The following is a 14,755-nucleotide window of genomic DNA, read 5'->3' as shown; positions in this document are numbered from 1 at the left end:
AAGGTTGGCCCTGTTCAAGACCCCGCCTCCGCGCTTAGTGTCCGCAGGGCAGGGAGTTGTCGTGGCCGATCCCGCCCGCCTTCCTGCCTCTCGGAAAGGAAGTCTCGTGAGATCCACGACCCTTGGGCTGTCCCTGGCCCTGATCACCGGGGCCGGGGCACTGAGCCTCGCTCCCTCGTACGCCGCCCCGGCGGACGACCAGCGCAGCGCCGATGAGGCGCGTGCGGCCACCGCCGAGCACGTCCTGCCCAACCCGGCAGCGGAGAAGCAGGAGGCGCTCCGGCAGCAGGCCTGGGCCGACGTGCTGAGCGGCGAGGCCGCGCCGCAGACCATCAACGGCAACAGCGTGCTCAAGGTCGGCACGGAGCCGGCCGCCGCACGTTCCACCAACGCCCGTGGCCGCAAGGCCAAGGCCGCGGCCGCCACCCAGGACCAGTACGTCGAGCTGAGCAACGAGCGCACCGACAAGGTGTTCGTGTTCCTCGTCGACTACGGCACCCAGCGCCACCCCGACTTCCCCGACCGTGACACCGATCCACTGACGGCCGGGCCCACGCGCTTCGACGGACCGGGGTTCAACGAGATCCCCAAGCCGGGAGCCGACGACAACTCCACCCAGTGGCGCCCCAACTTCAACAAGCGCTACTACCGCGACCTCTACTTCGGTGAGGGCGAGGGCGTCGAGTCGCTCAAGACCTACTACGAGCGTCAGTCCTCGGGCCGCTACAGCGTCGAGGGCATGGTCACCGACGTCACGACGGTGCCCTACAACCAGGCGCGCTACGGCCGCAGCAACGGCTACCCCTGCGGCGGCACCAACTGCACCAACGTCTGGAACCTCGTCTCCGACGGCATGAACGCCTGGGTCGCCGACCAGAAGGCCGCCGGCAGGACCGACGCCCAGATCAAGCGCACGGTGTCGCAGTACGACATCCGTGACCGCAACGACTTCGACGGCGACGGCAACTTCGACGAGCCCGACGGCTACATCGACCGCTTCCAGATCATCCACGCCGGCGGCGACCAGGCCGACGGCGACCCGCTCTACGGCGAGGACGCGATCTGGAGCCACCGCTGGAAGGCCTTCCAGAACACCGGCCAGGGCCCGACCCCCGGCGGCGTCGCCAACCCCGACGGCGGCACGCAGATCGGCAACACCGGCATCTGGGTGGCCGACTACACCGTGCAGCCGGAGAACGGCGGCCTGTCCGTCGTCGCGCACGAGTACGGCCACGACCTCGGCCTGCCCGACCACTACGACACGGCCGCCTCGGGCGACAACCCCGTCAGCTGGTGGACCCTGATGGCCCAGAGCCGCGTGTCGGCCGCGGGCGACCAGGGCATCGGCACCCGCACCGCCGACCTCGGCGTGTGGGACAAGCTGCAGCTGGGCTGGCTCGACTACGAGACCGTGGTCGCGGGCCAGGACCGCACGATCGACCTCGGCCCCCACGAGTACAACTCCGCGAAGGCCCAGGGCGTCGCGGTCGTGCTCCCCGACAAGCAGATCCCGACCGCGCTGCTCACCCCGACCGAGGGCGCCAAGCAGTGGTACAGCGGTCGCGGCAACAACTACCGCTCGTCGATGTCCCGCGCCGACCTGGCCGTCCCGGCCGGCACGACGTCCCTGTCGCTGAAGGCCGCGTGGAACATCGAGGAGGACTACGACTACGCCTGGTTCGAGGTCGAGTCCCCCGCGGGCAGCGGCACCTGGACGGCGCTCGACACAGCGTCGATCGACCCGGACACCGACGGTGACGCCAACCCCGACAACGACCCGGTCAAGGAGCCGGGCATCGACGGGGTCAGCAACGGCTACGTCACGGCCACGTTCGACCTGTCGGCCTACGCCGGCACGACGATCGGGTTCCGCGCCCGCTACGCCACCGACGGTGCCGTCGAGGGACAGGACCCCGCCCTCGGCTGGTCCGGTCTGCTGGTCGACGACATCAAGGTGACCAACGGCACCACGACCGTGCTCGCCGACGGCGCCGAGACCTCGCCCAACGGGTGGGCCCTGGCCGGCTTCTCCTCGGTGGGAGCCAGCTACAACACCGCCTACGACCAGTTCTACCTGGCCAGCAACCGCCAGTACGTCTCCTACGACAAGTACCTCCAGACCGGTCCCTACAACTTCAGCTTCGCCGACCGGCCCGACTTCGTGGAGAAGTTCCCCTACCAGGACGGCCTGTTGGTCAACTACTGGGACTCGTCCTACACCGACAACAACACCAGCCAGCACCCCGGCAGTGGCCTGGTGCTGCCTGTCGACGCCAACCCGGAGCCGCACTACAACCTCCAGGGGGCCGCGTGGCGCGGACGCATCCAGACCTACGACGCGCCGTTCAGCCTGCAGACGTCCGACTCCTTCTACCTGACGGCCAACGGTCGGCGCAGCTACATCCGTGGACGAGCGGCCAACCCGCTCTTCGACGACAGCGACCCCAACCGCTACTTCGCGCCGTACGCGGCCGCGGGCCTGCCCCGGGTCGGCGTGAAGGTGGCCGGAGTGGGCGTGAAGATCCAGGTGCTCTCCCAGAGCGGCACCAGCATGCGGATCCGCGTGCGCTGATCCCCGTCGGGCCGACGCCGTCGGCCTGACGACCAGGTCGCAGCGAGGGCCGGGAGCCGCATGGCTCCCGGCCCTCGCTGCGTCACCCGGTGCGTCAACCCAGGACCCGGACCGCCGACGCCCGGACGACCGACCCGGCGCACCCGGTCGCCGCCAGGTCGGGCGCACCCGTCACCGCGACCCGGTCGCCGGGCACCAGGTCGGCGGCCGGACCGCCGGTGATCGTCCACGTGATCGCGTGGTCGTCGCGCACCGCGAGGCAGTCGCCGATCAGCACGACCTCGCCGACCACCCGCACCTTCTGCAGGGCCTCGCTCGGCGGGGTGGTGCTGCCGGTGGTCGGCGCCCCAGTGGGCTCCGAGCTGGGATCGGAACTGGGCTCGGTGCTGGGCTCGGTGCTGGGCTCGGTGGCGGTCGGCTTCGTGGTCGGGTCGGAGTCGCCCGGCTCGCGATCGCCGCACCCCGAGACGGACACCGTGAGCAGGAGGGCGAGGAGGGCGACGGTCCGAGAGCGCATGGTGGTGGGACGCCGGGAGGTGGTCGACGGCTCCGTCAGGCCGGCATCCGGGCGTCGAGGAAGCGCACCGTGCGATCCATCGCAGCGATGAACGCCGGGCCGAACGCGTGCCCGTCGTCGTACCACTCGAGGGTCGCGTCGACCCCGGCCCGCGTCATGGCGCGCTGGGTGGCTCGCGCCCACGCGGGCGGGCAGGTGTCGTCGAGGCGTCCGTGCACCATCAGCACCGGCTCGGTGACGTCGCCGAAGCGGGGTCGCGCCGAGATGCCGCGCCAGAACTCCGGATCGTCGGCCGGCAGGCCGTGCCGGCCGCGGAAGCCGGCCGCGAGCTGGGCGAGCGGCGCGTCGGGACGCTGGAACTGCGCGAAGTTGTCGGCCTCCAGGCTCGACACCGAGGCCCAGCCGACGCCGGCGGCGAACAGACCCGGCTCGGCGGCCAGCGCGCGCATCATCACCCCGCCCCCCATCGACCGCCCGAACAGCGCGATCCGGTCGCGGTCGACGCGCACGTCACGCGACTCCCGCAGCGCGTGCAGGGCGGCGATCGCGTCCGCGGCGTAGCCGAGCCGCACGGCCGTCTCGATGCGCGGGTCGTCGCTCGACTCGGCGTGGTTGCGGTAGTCGACGTGCAGCGCGACGTAGCCGCGCTGGGCCAGGAAGCCGCGTTCGCGGGTCATGCCCTGGCCGCGGACGTAGTAGGCGGGGTCGATGTAGCCGTGGGCCAGCACGACCGCCGGGAACGGCCCGCGCCCGCGCGGCACGTTGAGCACCCCGCTGATCCGCAGCGGCCGCGTGCCCTCGCCCGCCGTCGTGGAGGCGAAGGTGACGTCGTACGACGTGTAGGCGGCCGTCTGCTCGCGCACGGCGCCGAGCCGGAGCCCGCCACCGGTCAGCTCGGCCCGCGACAGGGCGGCCATCGAGATGGGATGGGCCGGCGCGAGCTCCTCGCTGGGCTCCTCGGACGGCTGCTCGGACGGCTGCGCGGTGGGCTCCTCGGACGGGTCCTGGGTGCGTTCCTCGGTGGGCTCGGCGGACGGCGTGCCGCTGGATCTCGGCGCCTCGCCGCCGCCCGCGTCGCCATCCGCGCCGCCGCCGTTGCAGCCGGTGAGCAGCACCAGGAGCGCGACGACGGTCGCCATCGGGGCCGCGGCCCGGAGCCGGAGAGCCTGCATGTCCTCCAGTGTGCAAGGCGGCCGGTCGCGCGGGTGTCACGTCCGCGGCCGCTGGTGCGTCGACTGGTCGAGACGTCGTGCACGCGCAAAGGTGGACCCATGGACCGGACGGAGGCCTTCGAGGCCGAGCGGCCACGGCTGCTCGTGCTCGCCGCGCGGGTGCTCGGCGACCACGCCGAGGGCGAGGACGTCGTCCAGCAGGCCTGGCTGCGGCTCGAGCGCGCCGCGGACCGCGACGGCACCGAGATCGACAACCTGGCCGCCTGGCTCACCACCGTCACCACCCGGCTGTGCCTCGACCGGCTCCGCGCGCGTACGCCCGTCCCCGTGGAGGACCCCGTGCTCGACGACGCGACGGGCGAGCTCTGGGTCGAGGCCCCGCCCGACCCGGCGGACGACGTCGCGCTCGCCGACACCGTCGGGATCGCCCTCCAGGCGGTGATCGACCGGTTGTCGCCGCGCGAGCGGGTCGCGTTCGTGCTGCACGACAGCTTCGGGTTCGACTTCGCGACCATCGGCGCCGTCCTCGACACCACCGAGGTCTCGGCCCGCAAGCTCGCCTCGCGGGCCCGCGCCAAGGTGTCCCAACCCGCCCCGGAGGACGCGCTGGCCGACTGGGAGGTGGTCGACGCGTTCATGGCCGCGGCCCGGGGCGGCGACTTCCAGCGGCTGCTGCGGCTGCTCGCGCCCGACGCGGTGGTCGGTGCCGACGAGGCGGCCGTCCTGATGGGCACGCCCGCGTCCATCGAGGGCCGCGACGAGGTGGCGACCTTCTTCAACGGCAGCGCCCAGGCGGCCCTGGCCGTCTTCGTCGGCGACCGTCCCGCCTCGGCGTGGTTCCACCGCGGGGCGGCTGCCGTCGTCTTCGACTTCGAGGTGGCCGACGGCCGGGTCCGGGCGATCACCTTCCGCGCCGATCCTGCCGTGCTGGAGCAGGTCGTGCGGCGCGAGGGCGACGCAGCGAGGTCGTGACGAGCGCCGTGGCGCGGACGGCCCGGTGGAGGCGGTCAGTGGTGGACGGGCGGCTTGTGGGGCACGGCGATCCGCTCGCGAGGCGTGCTGAGCGCGAGCCCGGCGATGAGCACCCCGGCGACCAGCAGCACCGCCCACACCCACCCGCCCATGTGGTCGAACGCCAGTGCGTCCGACGACGTCTGCGGTATGGCGAGGATCGAGCCGACGCCGGCGATGCCGATCAGCTGGCCGGTCTGCTTGGAGGTGGAGATGAGGCTGGACGCCAGCCCCGCCTCCGCGGTCGGCAGCTCGGAGAGCGCGGTGACGCTGACGGGATCGGCGATGAGGCCGAACCCGAGACCGAAGACGAAGTAGGGGACGACGACCGTCCACAGCGCCGCCGACTCGGTCGTCCACAGACCTCCGGCGCCGAGGGCGATGAGCACGCCGCTGGCGACCAGTGCCGCACGGGAGTGGCCGCCGGCCACGAGGCGCGCCGCCAGGAGGGCCGAGGCGGTGGCGCCCGCGGCCAGCGGGATCGTCATGAGACCGGCCTGCGTGGCGTCCAGCCCGCGCTCGGACTGCAGGTAGAACGTGTTGACGAACAGCAGGCCCGCGAGCGCGAGGTAGCCCGCCACCGCCATGGACAGCGCGGTGACGAACGGCCGGTCGCCCAGCAGGTGCAGCGGCAGCAGCGGGTCGGAGCGGCGCAGCTCGTAGGGCGCGAGGGCGACCAGTGAGGCGACGGCGACGAGGGCGGCAGCGAGCACCGGCGCGGACGTCCACCCGAGGTGCGACCCTTCGATGAGGGTGAACGCGACCGCGGCGAGGAGGAGGGTCAGCAGTACTTGGCCGACACCGTCGAACGGGGTCGGGCGCTCGGAACGCGACTCCTGCAGGAGCGCGACCGCGAGGACTGACGCGACCCCCCCCAGCGGCACCCCGGCCCAGAAGACCGATGTCCAGCCGAGGTCCTTGACGAGCAGACCGCCGAGGATCGGGCCCGCGGCGAGCGACGCGGTGCCGATCGTCGTCCACCACATCACCGCGACGGCGCGCCGGGCGGTCTCGGGGAACGCCGCCGCCAGCAGGGACAGGCCGGCCGGCGCGATCAGGGCGCTGCCGACACCCTGGACGACCCGCCCGACGACGAGCGATGGCACCGAGGTGCTGAGGGCGCAGACGATCGAGCCGACGACCATCACCACGTTGCCCAGCACGAGCACGCGCCGTCGGCCGATGCGGTCGGCGAGGTTGCCCGCGAAGACCAACAGGCTCGCCAGGCTCAGCACGTAGGCGCTCACCACCCACTGCAGGGAGCCCAGTCCGGCGCCGAGGTCGCGCGAGATGTCGGGCAGGGCGATGTTGGCGACGCTGCCGTAGACGGTGTGCAGGAACTGCGAGAGGCAGCAGACGACGACCAGCCACCCGCCCGCGACGCTGCGTGACCTCGCCATGTGCGCGCCCCCTGTCCGAGGCGTCGACTCTACCGGCGTGGTCGGCCATGCGCAGGGCACGCGAGGGCCCGCGCCGCGACGCCGCGTGTCACGTCCGTGGCGTCCCGCTCGTCGACCGGGCAGAGTCACCACCAACACGAAGGAGGAGGACGGCATGAAGACCATGACCTGCCGCCAGCTCGGCGGCCCGTGCGACCTCGCCCACCGCGGCGAGACCCACGACGACGTGATCGTCGCGCAGGACACGCACCTCAAGGAGGCCGAGAAGGAGGGCGACGAGGCCCACCTGCCGGCCCGCAAGGAGATGAAGGGCCGCTGGCGTCACCCCAAGCGGTCGCTCGGCTGGTACCGCGAGATGCAGGCCGCCTTCGCCGCACTCCCCGACGACTGACGGTTCATCAAGGTATGTCGCTGGACCCGCACTTCCCACGGCGAGTGGACCGTGGGAAGTGCGGGTTGCCCTACATACCTTGATGAACCATCACGGGCGGGCGGGGGGAGCGACCGTCAGGGGCGGGCGCGACGGTCGGCGAGCAGCCACGCCGCGCCGGAGGCCGCGGCGGTGACGCCGAGGACGGACGGCCAGGTGCCGACCTTCTTCGCGAGCGGGTGCGAGACGCCCATGGCGGTCCAGTAGGCCGCGCTCAGCCCGGCCACCAGCGGCGCGCCGCCGACGGCGTACCACTGGCGCGCGGCGAGCACGTTGGCGCCGAGCATCGCGGCCCCGCCGAGGGGTCGTACGCCGGTGCGCTGGGCGAGCGTGAAACCACCGACGAGGCCGGCGGCGAGCAGGGGGGCGGTCGGGACGCGGGAGAGGTCGGCCATCCCTCGACCCTAGCGAGACGGCGTACGCGACTCAGCCGCGCCCGACGCGGCCCTTCGACCCTGCCGCCCAGCACACCGTCGCGACGCACTCGATGGCGTGGTAGCCCAGCGTGCTGACGCGCTTCCACGTGGCCCCGCCGTCGGAGGTGATGCTCGATCCGGCCGAGCCGCCGTAGTCGCCGGTGGCGACGGCGTAGCGGGTGCCGCGCAGGAAGGACACGTCCTCGCCGACGTGCCTCAGGTCGGCGCCGACGGTCCACGTGCGACCGTCGCGGGTGAAGGCCGTCGTGTCCTCGGTGTCGTCGGCGTCGGCGAAGTCGCCACCGACCGCGATGCCGTGGCGGGGCGAGGCGAAGTCGCCGGCGAACCCGCCGGCGGCCTCACCGGCCGGGATGCCGGAGGGGGTGGCGGTCCAGGTCAGTCCACGGTCGTCGGAGCGCAGCACGCGCGAGCGCTTGCCGCCGGTGATCAGGAACGCCGACCGGCCGGCGGTGACCAGGCAGTCGCCGCTGGCGGCGAAGCCGAACTCGCCGTCCGAGGCCGGCATGCCCCTGCTGGGCAGCACCGACCAGCTCCGGCCGCGGTCCGCCGTGGACAGCATGCGGAGCTTGCCGTCGACGGGGTCGCTGACGGCCAGGCCGCGCTTGCCCCCGCCGTAGAAGGCCATGCAGTCGTAGAACGCATCCTCGTCGGTGTTGCGGAACGCCTCGGTCCAGCTGGCACCGCCGTCGGTGGAGCGGTAGATCCGCGAGGCCTCGCCGGGACCGATCGCCAGGACGTGGGCCACGCGACCGTGGACCTCGACGTCGCGGAACGACAGGTCCTCGGTGAGCTCGGGGCTCACGTCGACCCACGTCCGGCCGCGGTCGGTCGTGCGGAAGACCCGGGCGGGCCCACCGTCGGTCAGGCTCTCGCCCGTCACCCACGCCTCGCTGCGGCTCACGGCGGCCAGGCCGCGGAGGTTCTGGTCGGCGTCGACCACGGTCTCGGACCACCCGTCGCGGAACGGGTCGGGCCCACCGGGCCTGGCGTCGGGGGAAGCGCCGGGGGAAGCGCCGGGCGGCGCCGCGGTCGCCGGGAGGGCGAGCGCGAGGGCCAGCGCTGAGGTGAGGGCTGAGGTGAGGGCTGAGGTGAGGGTGACGCCGAGTCGTCGCATCCGCACACCATGGCGCGAGGCGCGCATCGGTGTCCACACCCCGTGCCCGGTGAACCGGTCGCGGAACGTCCGCAACCGGGTCTACGGTCCCGGCATGAGCACCGAGGACGACGAGCACGACACCTGGGTCCCGCCGCCGTGGGAGCCGCCGATCGACGGCACCGAGGCCGAGCACGTGGTCGGCGCGCTCGCCCGTCAGCGCGCGACGCTGCGGTGGAAGGCCGACGGTCTCGACGAGGCGGGCCTGCGGCATCGACTGCCGTCGTCCGCGCTCTCCCTCGGCGGCCTGCTGCTCCACCTGGCGATGGCCGAGGACTACTACCTGACGACCAAGCTCCGCGGCGAGGTGCTCGACGAGCCGTGGCGCTCGCTCGGCCACGACGGCACCGACGACTGGGAGTTCACCACCGACCGGCTGGGCGCCGCCGAGACGTACGCCGCCTACGACGACGCGGTCGTGCGCAACACCGCCCGGATCGAGGCGGCCCTCGCCGAGGGCGGCCTGGACCTCCTCGCCCACGTCGACGACGGGGACGGCCACCACCCGCGCCTGCGCCGCCTGCTCCTCGACCTGCTGGAGGAGTACGCCCGGCACACCGGCCACGCCGACCTGCTGCGCGAGGCCGTCGACCGGCGCGTCGGCGAGGACCCGCCCGACGGCTGGACGCCTCCCTGGGTCTCCTGAGTCGTCCACAGGCGCTGGTCGCCGCGGTTTGGCGCGCGGCGCGGCGGGGCATCCACTCTCCATGTCGACCTACCAGGTGGAGCCCGCCGAGCTCCGGAGCACCGCGAGCGACCTCCGCTCCGCGGCCAAGGACGCCCGGGCGGCGGACGCCTCGGACGCCGTCGCAACGCTCGGGGGTGCGCTCCCCGGCAGCAGCACCGCGAGCGTGATGCCGAAGTTCGCCACCGCGTGGGACGAGGGCATCGACGGATGGGCGTCGTCGGTCGACGACTTCGCCGACGGACTCGAGGCGGCAGCCACCGACGCGGAGGCCGCCGACGCGAAGGCCCAGGCGTTCCAGGAGTGGCTGCGCAGCTTCGTGGGAGGCAGGTGATGATCACCTTCGGCGACCTGAGGTCCTGGCGCGCCGCGGGCGTGAGGGCGGCGAGCGACGCGCTCCGCGTCGACATCCTGTCCCTGGAGAAGGCCCGCGACGCCGTGGAGTCCGACGCGGTCCCCGCCGGCTGGACGGGCCTCGCGCGGTTGTCCGCCCTGACCCGGCAGGTGGGGCTCGTGGCCCAGATGACGAGGCACATCGACGGCCTGGCCCGCTTCGAGCGCGAGGTCTACGCCCAGATCGGCCAGGTCACCCGGATCGAGCAGGCCGTGCAGGACATCCTCAGCGACGCGGCGGCGCAGGACCTGGCCGTCGACGCCGCCGGCACCGTCAGCGACGTCGGGCCGCGGCGCACCTTCGACAACCAGTTCGAGGCGCGCGAGCACCTTGCGATCCGCCAGAGCGCGGTGTCCGCCCTGGCGGCGCGGGTGGGCGACGCCCTCGACCAGGCCTACGCCGTCGACTCGGCGCTCGTGGCCGCCCGTCCGCAGGGGTCCTTCAGCGACGACGGCCCGGAGTACGTCGCCGACCCCGAGGTCGCGCGCGACTGGGCCTCGATGTCCGACGCCGAGCGCCGTCGGGTGCTGACGCACATCGCCGAGCAGCAGGCCCGCGACGCCGGCGTGGACGACTTCGAGGTGCGCATCGAGGACCTCGAGGACCGGAACGGCGACGGCAAGGACGACGACCCCTCCACCGACTCCCGCGGCAGCTGGAGCGAGAGCGACCGGGTGCTGCGCATCGACGAGGGCAACCTCGACGACCCCACCATCCTCGGCACGGTCGCCCACGAGGTCCGCCACGCCGAGCAGCACAAGGCGGTCGACGACCTGCCCTGGTGGTGGTGGGAGGACTACGACGGACCCCCCGGCGTCAGCCAGGAGGAGGTCGAGCAGTGGCGCGACAACTTCGACGACTACAAGACATCGAAGGTCGACGGCTTCGAGGCCTATCGTGACCAGCCCGTCGAGAGGGACGCCCGTGAGACCGGTGGCGACTACCTCGACGACCTCGACAAGGACGACCTCGACCGGATCAGGAAGGACGCACGATGAGCGCGCACACCGCGCACCCCCCGCCCGACGGGCCGGCACTGTCCGACCTCGCGCTGGTGTGGGCCCGCACCCGGTCGGCCGCCGACCTCGCGGCGCTGCGCGAGGCCGTACGCGGTTCGGCCGGGTTCGATCCGGGCCTCGACGTGGTCGCCCTCGCGGGCCCGGCCCTCGCTCGCGGTGACCATGCCGAGGCGGCCTCGCTCGTGCATGCCGCGATGCCGGGCGCGTTCTTCTCGCCGTCGGCGCACGCGGCGCTCGCCGCCGCACACGCCGGGCTCGGCGACGACGCCCGGGTGCGCGCCGAGCGCACCCTCCAGGCGCTGGCGCTCGAGTCGATCCGGAGCACCGGCGACGGCACCCGCGAGCGCCCGTGGAGCGTGCTGCGGGTCAGTGACGAGTACGACGTGCTGCGTGCCGACCGGCGGACCTCGCGGCAGCAGAGCCTCCTGACCGTCCACGGCCGCTCGCTCGACCGGCATGAGTGTGACGACGGCAGCGAGGCGTGGTTCGACGTCAGCGGCCTGGTGCGTGCATGAGGTCGGGCCTCCCCGTGGCGGCGGTGCTGACCGTGGCGGCCCTGGCGCTCGCCGGCTGCTCCTCCGGCGACGGGCCCGAGGCGGACCGCAGCGGGGGCGGTGACGGTGGTGACGCCGGGTCGGGTGACGTGGCGCAGGTGCCCGGCGTGGCGTTCACCGGCGACTCCGCGGCGCTGAGCCCCGACGGTGCGCGACTCGCGGTGCCGTGCGACGGCGAGCTGTGCGTGTGGTCCACCGGCGAGGGGACCCTCGACGGGCGGTGGGACGGGGGCGGCGTGGTCGCGTGGAGCACCGCCGGGCTCGTCGCGACCGACCGGATCGACGGCGGGACCGTGTCGGTGGTCCTCCTCGACGACACGACCGGCGAGGAGGTCGGCTCGGTCGAGGCCTACGACGCCGCCGTCGTCCAGGACGCCGCGGGCGGCAGTCTGCGCGACCTCGAGTTCTCACCGGACGGCGACACCCTCGCCGGGGCGGGAGCCGACGGCGTCGTACGCCTCTGGTCGGTCGCCGACCCGGCGGAGGTGGCCGCGGTCGAGCCCGGGATCGACGCCGGGGGCGACGCCGTGGCGGTCGCGTGGTCCCCGCGCTCGCCGACGCTGGCCGTGGCCGCGTCCGACGCTCCGGCGAGCCTCCACGACACCGTGACCGGCGAGCAGGTGGGCGAGCTGGACGCGCCGCCCCAGGGGCACGTGGCCTGGGCCCCGGACGGCACCACCCTCGCGACCTCGTCCTTCGCCCTCGACGACGGCGCCGCCGTCACCGTCTGGGACAGCGCCACGCGCCAGGAGGAGGCCGCGCTCCCCGCCGCCGGCGACCACCTGGCGTGGCTCGGCGCCGACACCGTCGTGGCGAGCGTCAAGGACGATCCGGAGGTGCAGCTCTGGGACTGGCGCGACGACGCCGTGCGGGCGCTCGTCGGTGCCGACGACACCCCGCGCGCGGTGCTGGTGTCGCCCGACGGCTCGCGCATCTACGCGATCAGCCCGCGCGACGGCATCCTCGCCTGGCGGGTGTCGGGCGACCCGGCGACCACGTTCGAGAAGCCGGGGGCCTGACTACTTGCTCGGCTCGGGGGTGTCGATGTCGACGTCGACGCAGTCGACCTTGGGGTTGAGGCCGGTGTAGTTGAGCGGCCCGGCGACGATGTTGAGCGCGATGTCGCTGGCCTCGGAGCAGTTGGTCTTCGTGTCGTCGAAGTAGCCGCGCTGGAACGCCGCGAACGCGCCGATCACCAGCCAGATCACCAGCAGAATGCCGATCAGTCGTCCCATGTGGTCCTCCTCGAGGATCGGGGGCGGGGTTGCCGGGAGGGAGTCTGGGCCGTCTCGGTGCCCACGTGCCACCCACTCAGGGGTAGGCGAGCCTAGGGTGGGTCGATGACGGTCCTCGCCGCCGTGCTCGCTGCCGCCGCACTCCTGCACGTCTACATCTGGGTGCTGGAGTCGTTCCGGTGGACCGAGCCGGCGACGCGTCGCGCGTTCGGGGTGGCGGAGGCCGATGCGCCGCTGCTGGCGCCGATGGCGTACAACCAGGGCTTCTACAACCTCTTCCTGGCGATCACGACAGGCGTGGGTGTCGTCCTGCTCGGCAGCAACGAGGACGTCGGCCGCGCCCTCGCGCTCGCCGGCACCGGCTCGATGCTGGCGGCGGCGCTCGTGCTGGTCACCCACGACCGCACCAAGGCCCGCGCCGCACTCATCCAGGGCACGCTTCCCGCGCTGGCGGTGGTCTTCCTGCTGCTGACGCTCTGAGCGGCTATCGGCCGAGCCAGGCATGGACCGAGGCCACCACCGAGGCCCCCTCGCCGGTCGCCGACGCCACCCGCTTCATCGAGCCCGCACGGATGTCACCGCCGGCGAAGACGCCCGGCAGCGTGGTGGCCAGCTCGGCGGGAGGAACGCCGTCGACCCAGTGCTCCGACCCGACGTCGCGACCGGTGAGGACGAACCCGCGGTCGTCGCGCAGCACGGTCGGGGGCAGCCAGCCGCACTCCGGTGACGCGCCCAGCAGGAGGAACAGCCCGCGCGCCTCGACCCGCTCCCGCGCGCCGCTGTCGACGTCCTCCACGTCGAGCCAGGCCAGCTGCCCGACGTCGTCGGGGCCTCCGTCGACGACGCGGGTGCACGTGCGCACGGTGACGCGGGGGTTCCACTCGATCTCGTCGATCAGGTAGGACGACATGGTCTCCCGGAGGTCGGGGCGCCGCACGACGAGCGTCACCGCGGAGGCGAACCGGGCGGCGTGGACCGCCGCCTGGCCGGCGGAGTTGCCGCCGCCCACGACCACCACGTGGTCGCCGGCCAGCTCGCGGGCCGCTGCCATCGCCGCGCCGTAGTAGACCCCACGCCCGACGAGGTCCTCCAGCGACTCCACGCCGAGGCGGCGGTAGTCGACGCCGGTCGAGACGAGCACCGTGCGGGCGTGCACGTCGCCGCCGTCGGTGTGGACGACGTGGTGGTCGCCGTCGGCGCACGGGGAGATGCCCGTCGCAGGCCAGCCGGTGAAGAACCGGGTGCCGAAGCGCAGCGCCTGGCCGCGGGCGCGCTGGGCCAGGCGCATGCCGGAGATGCCGCGCGGGAAGCCGAGGTAGTTGCGGATCATCGAGCTGGTGCCGGCCTGCCCGCCGATGGCCTCGGCCTCCAGGCAGACGGTGGACAGTCCCTCGCTGGAGGCGTAGACGCTCGCGGCGAGACCGGCCGGCCCGGCGCCGACGACCACGAGGTCGACCACCTGGTCGACGTCGATCTCGTCGGGGCGGCCGTAGAGCCGGATGGCGAGCGAGCGGACGTCGGGGCAGTGCCCCGACCAGCCGGCCAGCGAGGACACGACCGGCCAGTGGCCGACCTCGTCCGGGCAGGTCGCCATCACCCGGCGCCCGACCTCGCTGTCGGGGTGGTGCACCCCGGCCGGCATGCCGACCCGGGCGAGGTAGTCGAGGAGGTCGCGGGCGAGGGCGTCCTTCTCCGGGGTGATGATGCGCACGCTCTCGACGACCGGTGTCGCCACCGTCGCGTTCCACTCGTTGAGCAGCTCGCCGACGGCGAGGTGGAACTCCTCGTCGCGGGGGCCCTGCGGCATCAGCAGCAGCGCGTCGACCTTGCCGGCCGCGACGGCGTGGCGGAAGGTCTGGTTGTCCTCGCGGAAGCGGCTGACGTGGGTGACGATCAGCCGGCGCGAGGTGGGCACCGCCTGGCGGGTGCCGTTGATCAGTCCGACCAGCTTGTCGCGGTCGTGGTCGCTGTCGACGACGAAGAGGGCGACCTGGTGTCCGGAGTGGACCAGCTCCTTGGCCGTGGCCTTGGCCATCACCTCGTCGCTGACGTGGCGGACGTCGTACTCCCGCTCGTAGCGGGCGAACGCCTCACCCAGCTCGGCGGCGTGGTGGGTGGAGGCGATGACGATCGCGGGCGCTCCCATCCGCCGAGCGTAGTCGCGCCCGGACTGGGT

General features: G+C 73.5%; 16 protein-coding genes. 9 read left to right on the top strand and 7 right to left on the bottom strand.

Annotated elements, in window-relative coordinates; genetic code table 11:
- The first annotated feature begins 106 nt into the window (after positions 1 to 106).
- Positions 107 to 2,572: an immune inhibitor A domain-containing protein gene (locus tag JX575_RS19180; protein ID WP_186339628.1), complete on the top strand. Its 2,466-nt coding sequence runs from the start codon at positions 107 to 109 to the stop codon at positions 2,570 to 2,572.
- Positions 2,573 to 2,666: 94 nt separating this feature from the next.
- Here the strand turns inward: JX575_RS19180 and JX575_RS19175 are convergent, their stop codons facing one another.
- Both JX575_RS19175 and JX575_RS19170 read right to left on the bottom strand, forming a co-directional pair.
- Positions 2,667 to 3,089 carry a hypothetical protein gene (locus JX575_RS19175; protein ID WP_186339627.1) on the bottom strand — a complete coding sequence of 141 codons (423 nt, stop codon included), beginning with the start codon at positions 3,087 to 3,089 and terminating at the stop codon, positions 2,667 to 2,669.
- Positions 3,090 to 3,124: 35 nt separating this feature from the next.
- Complete coding sequence (locus JX575_RS19170) at positions 3,125 to 4,261, bottom strand: prolyl oligopeptidase family serine peptidase (RefSeq protein ID WP_241005262.1); 1,137 nt, start codon at positions 4,259 to 4,261, stop codon at positions 3,125 to 3,127.
- Between the two features lie 99 nt (positions 4,262 to 4,360).
- Between JX575_RS19170 and JX575_RS19165 the strand changes: the two genes are divergently transcribed.
- A complete protein-coding gene (locus JX575_RS19165; RefSeq protein WP_186339626.1) occupies positions 4,361 to 5,233 on the top strand; it encodes a sigma-70 family RNA polymerase sigma factor in 873 nt (290 codons plus the stop codon).
- Positions 5,234 to 5,268: 35 nt separating this feature from the next.
- Here JX575_RS19165 and JX575_RS19160 read toward each other — a convergent pair whose 3' ends face one another.
- Complete coding sequence (locus JX575_RS19160; RefSeq protein WP_186339625.1) at positions 5,269 to 6,672, bottom strand: MFS transporter; 1,404 nt, start codon at positions 6,670 to 6,672, stop codon at positions 5,269 to 5,271.
- A gap of 154 nt (positions 6,673 to 6,826) precedes the next feature.
- Here JX575_RS19160 and JX575_RS19155 point away from each other — a divergent pair, with 154 nt between their 5' ends.
- The gene (locus JX575_RS19155) at positions 6,827 to 7,063 is read left to right on the top strand and encodes a hypothetical protein (protein WP_186339624.1); all 237 of its coding nucleotides are present in this window, start codon (positions 6,827 to 6,829) and stop codon (positions 7,061 to 7,063) included.
- 116 nt (positions 7,064 to 7,179) lie between these two features.
- On the opposite strand, the gene JX575_RS19150 is transcribed toward JX575_RS19155, so the two are convergent.
- Together JX575_RS19150 and JX575_RS19145 are read right to left on the bottom strand one after the other, a co-directional pair.
- Positions 7,180 to 7,497 (bottom strand): hypothetical protein, encoded by a 318-nt coding sequence (locus JX575_RS19150; RefSeq protein ID WP_186339623.1) that lies wholly within the window; start codon positions 7,495 to 7,497, stop codon positions 7,180 to 7,182.
- Positions 7,498 to 7,528: 31 nt separating this feature from the next.
- Entirely contained in the window at positions 7,529 to 8,653 is a 1,125-nt protein-coding gene (locus JX575_RS19145; protein ID WP_186339622.1) for an oxidoreductase, read from the bottom strand.
- Between the two features lie 94 nt (positions 8,654 to 8,747).
- Between JX575_RS19145 and JX575_RS19140 the strand changes: the two genes are divergently transcribed.
- The 5 genes from JX575_RS19140 (at position 8,748) to JX575_RS19120 (ending at position 12,363) form a co-directional block, all read left to right on the top strand.
- Entirely contained in the window at positions 8,748 to 9,338 is a 591-nt protein-coding gene (locus JX575_RS19140) for a DUF664 domain-containing protein (RefSeq protein ID WP_186339621.1), read from the top strand.
- 61 nt (positions 9,339 to 9,399) lie between these two features.
- Positions 9,400 to 9,711: a hypothetical protein gene (locus JX575_RS19135; RefSeq protein ID WP_186339620.1), complete on the top strand. Its 312-nt coding sequence runs from the start codon at positions 9,400 to 9,402 to the stop codon at positions 9,709 to 9,711.
- On the top strand, positions 9,711 to 10,769 hold the full coding sequence (locus JX575_RS19130) for a hypothetical protein (RefSeq protein WP_186339619.1): 1,059 nt from the start codon (positions 9,711 to 9,713) through the stop codon (positions 10,767 to 10,769). Before JX575_RS19135 ends, JX575_RS19130 begins: the two co-directional genes overlap by 1 nt.
- Positions 10,766 to 11,305 (top strand): DUF4919 domain-containing protein, encoded by a 540-nt coding sequence (locus JX575_RS19125; protein WP_186339618.1) that lies wholly within the window; start codon positions 10,766 to 10,768, stop codon positions 11,303 to 11,305. Before JX575_RS19130 ends, JX575_RS19125 begins: the two co-directional genes overlap by 4 nt.
- Positions 11,302 to 12,363, top strand: a complete 1,062-nt coding sequence (locus tag JX575_RS19120; protein WP_186339617.1) for a hypothetical protein — start codon at positions 11,302 to 11,304, stop codon at positions 12,361 to 12,363. The genes JX575_RS19125 and JX575_RS19120 overlap by 4 nt, the downstream gene beginning before the upstream one ends.
- Here the strand turns inward: JX575_RS19120 and JX575_RS19115 are convergent, their stop codons facing one another.
- The gene (locus tag JX575_RS19115) at positions 12,364 to 12,579 is read right to left on the bottom strand and encodes a hypothetical protein (RefSeq protein WP_186339616.1); all 216 of its coding nucleotides are present in this window, start codon (positions 12,577 to 12,579) and stop codon (positions 12,364 to 12,366) included.
- Between the two features lie 105 nt (positions 12,580 to 12,684).
- Here JX575_RS19115 and JX575_RS19110 point away from each other — a divergent pair, with 105 nt between their 5' ends.
- Positions 12,685 to 13,059 (top strand): DUF1304 domain-containing protein, encoded by a 375-nt coding sequence (locus tag JX575_RS19110; protein ID WP_186339615.1) that lies wholly within the window; start codon positions 12,685 to 12,687, stop codon positions 13,057 to 13,059.
- Positions 13,060 to 13,063: 4 nt separating this feature from the next.
- On the opposite strand, the gene JX575_RS19105 is transcribed toward JX575_RS19110, so the two are convergent.
- The gene (locus JX575_RS19105) at positions 13,064 to 14,725 is read right to left on the bottom strand and encodes an FAD-dependent oxidoreductase (protein ID WP_186339614.1); all 1,662 of its coding nucleotides are present in this window, start codon (positions 14,723 to 14,725) and stop codon (positions 13,064 to 13,066) included.
- Positions 14,726 to 14,755 lie beyond the last annotated feature (30 nt).

Origin of the sequence: Nocardioides sp. zg-1228 (assembly GCF_017086465.1) — a bacterium.
GTDB lineage: Bacteria > Actinomycetota > Actinomycetes > Propionibacteriales > Nocardioidaceae > Nocardioides.
The sequence above is the reverse complement of the archived record's forward strand: the minus strand, read 5'-3'. Positions and strand labels throughout refer to the sequence as shown.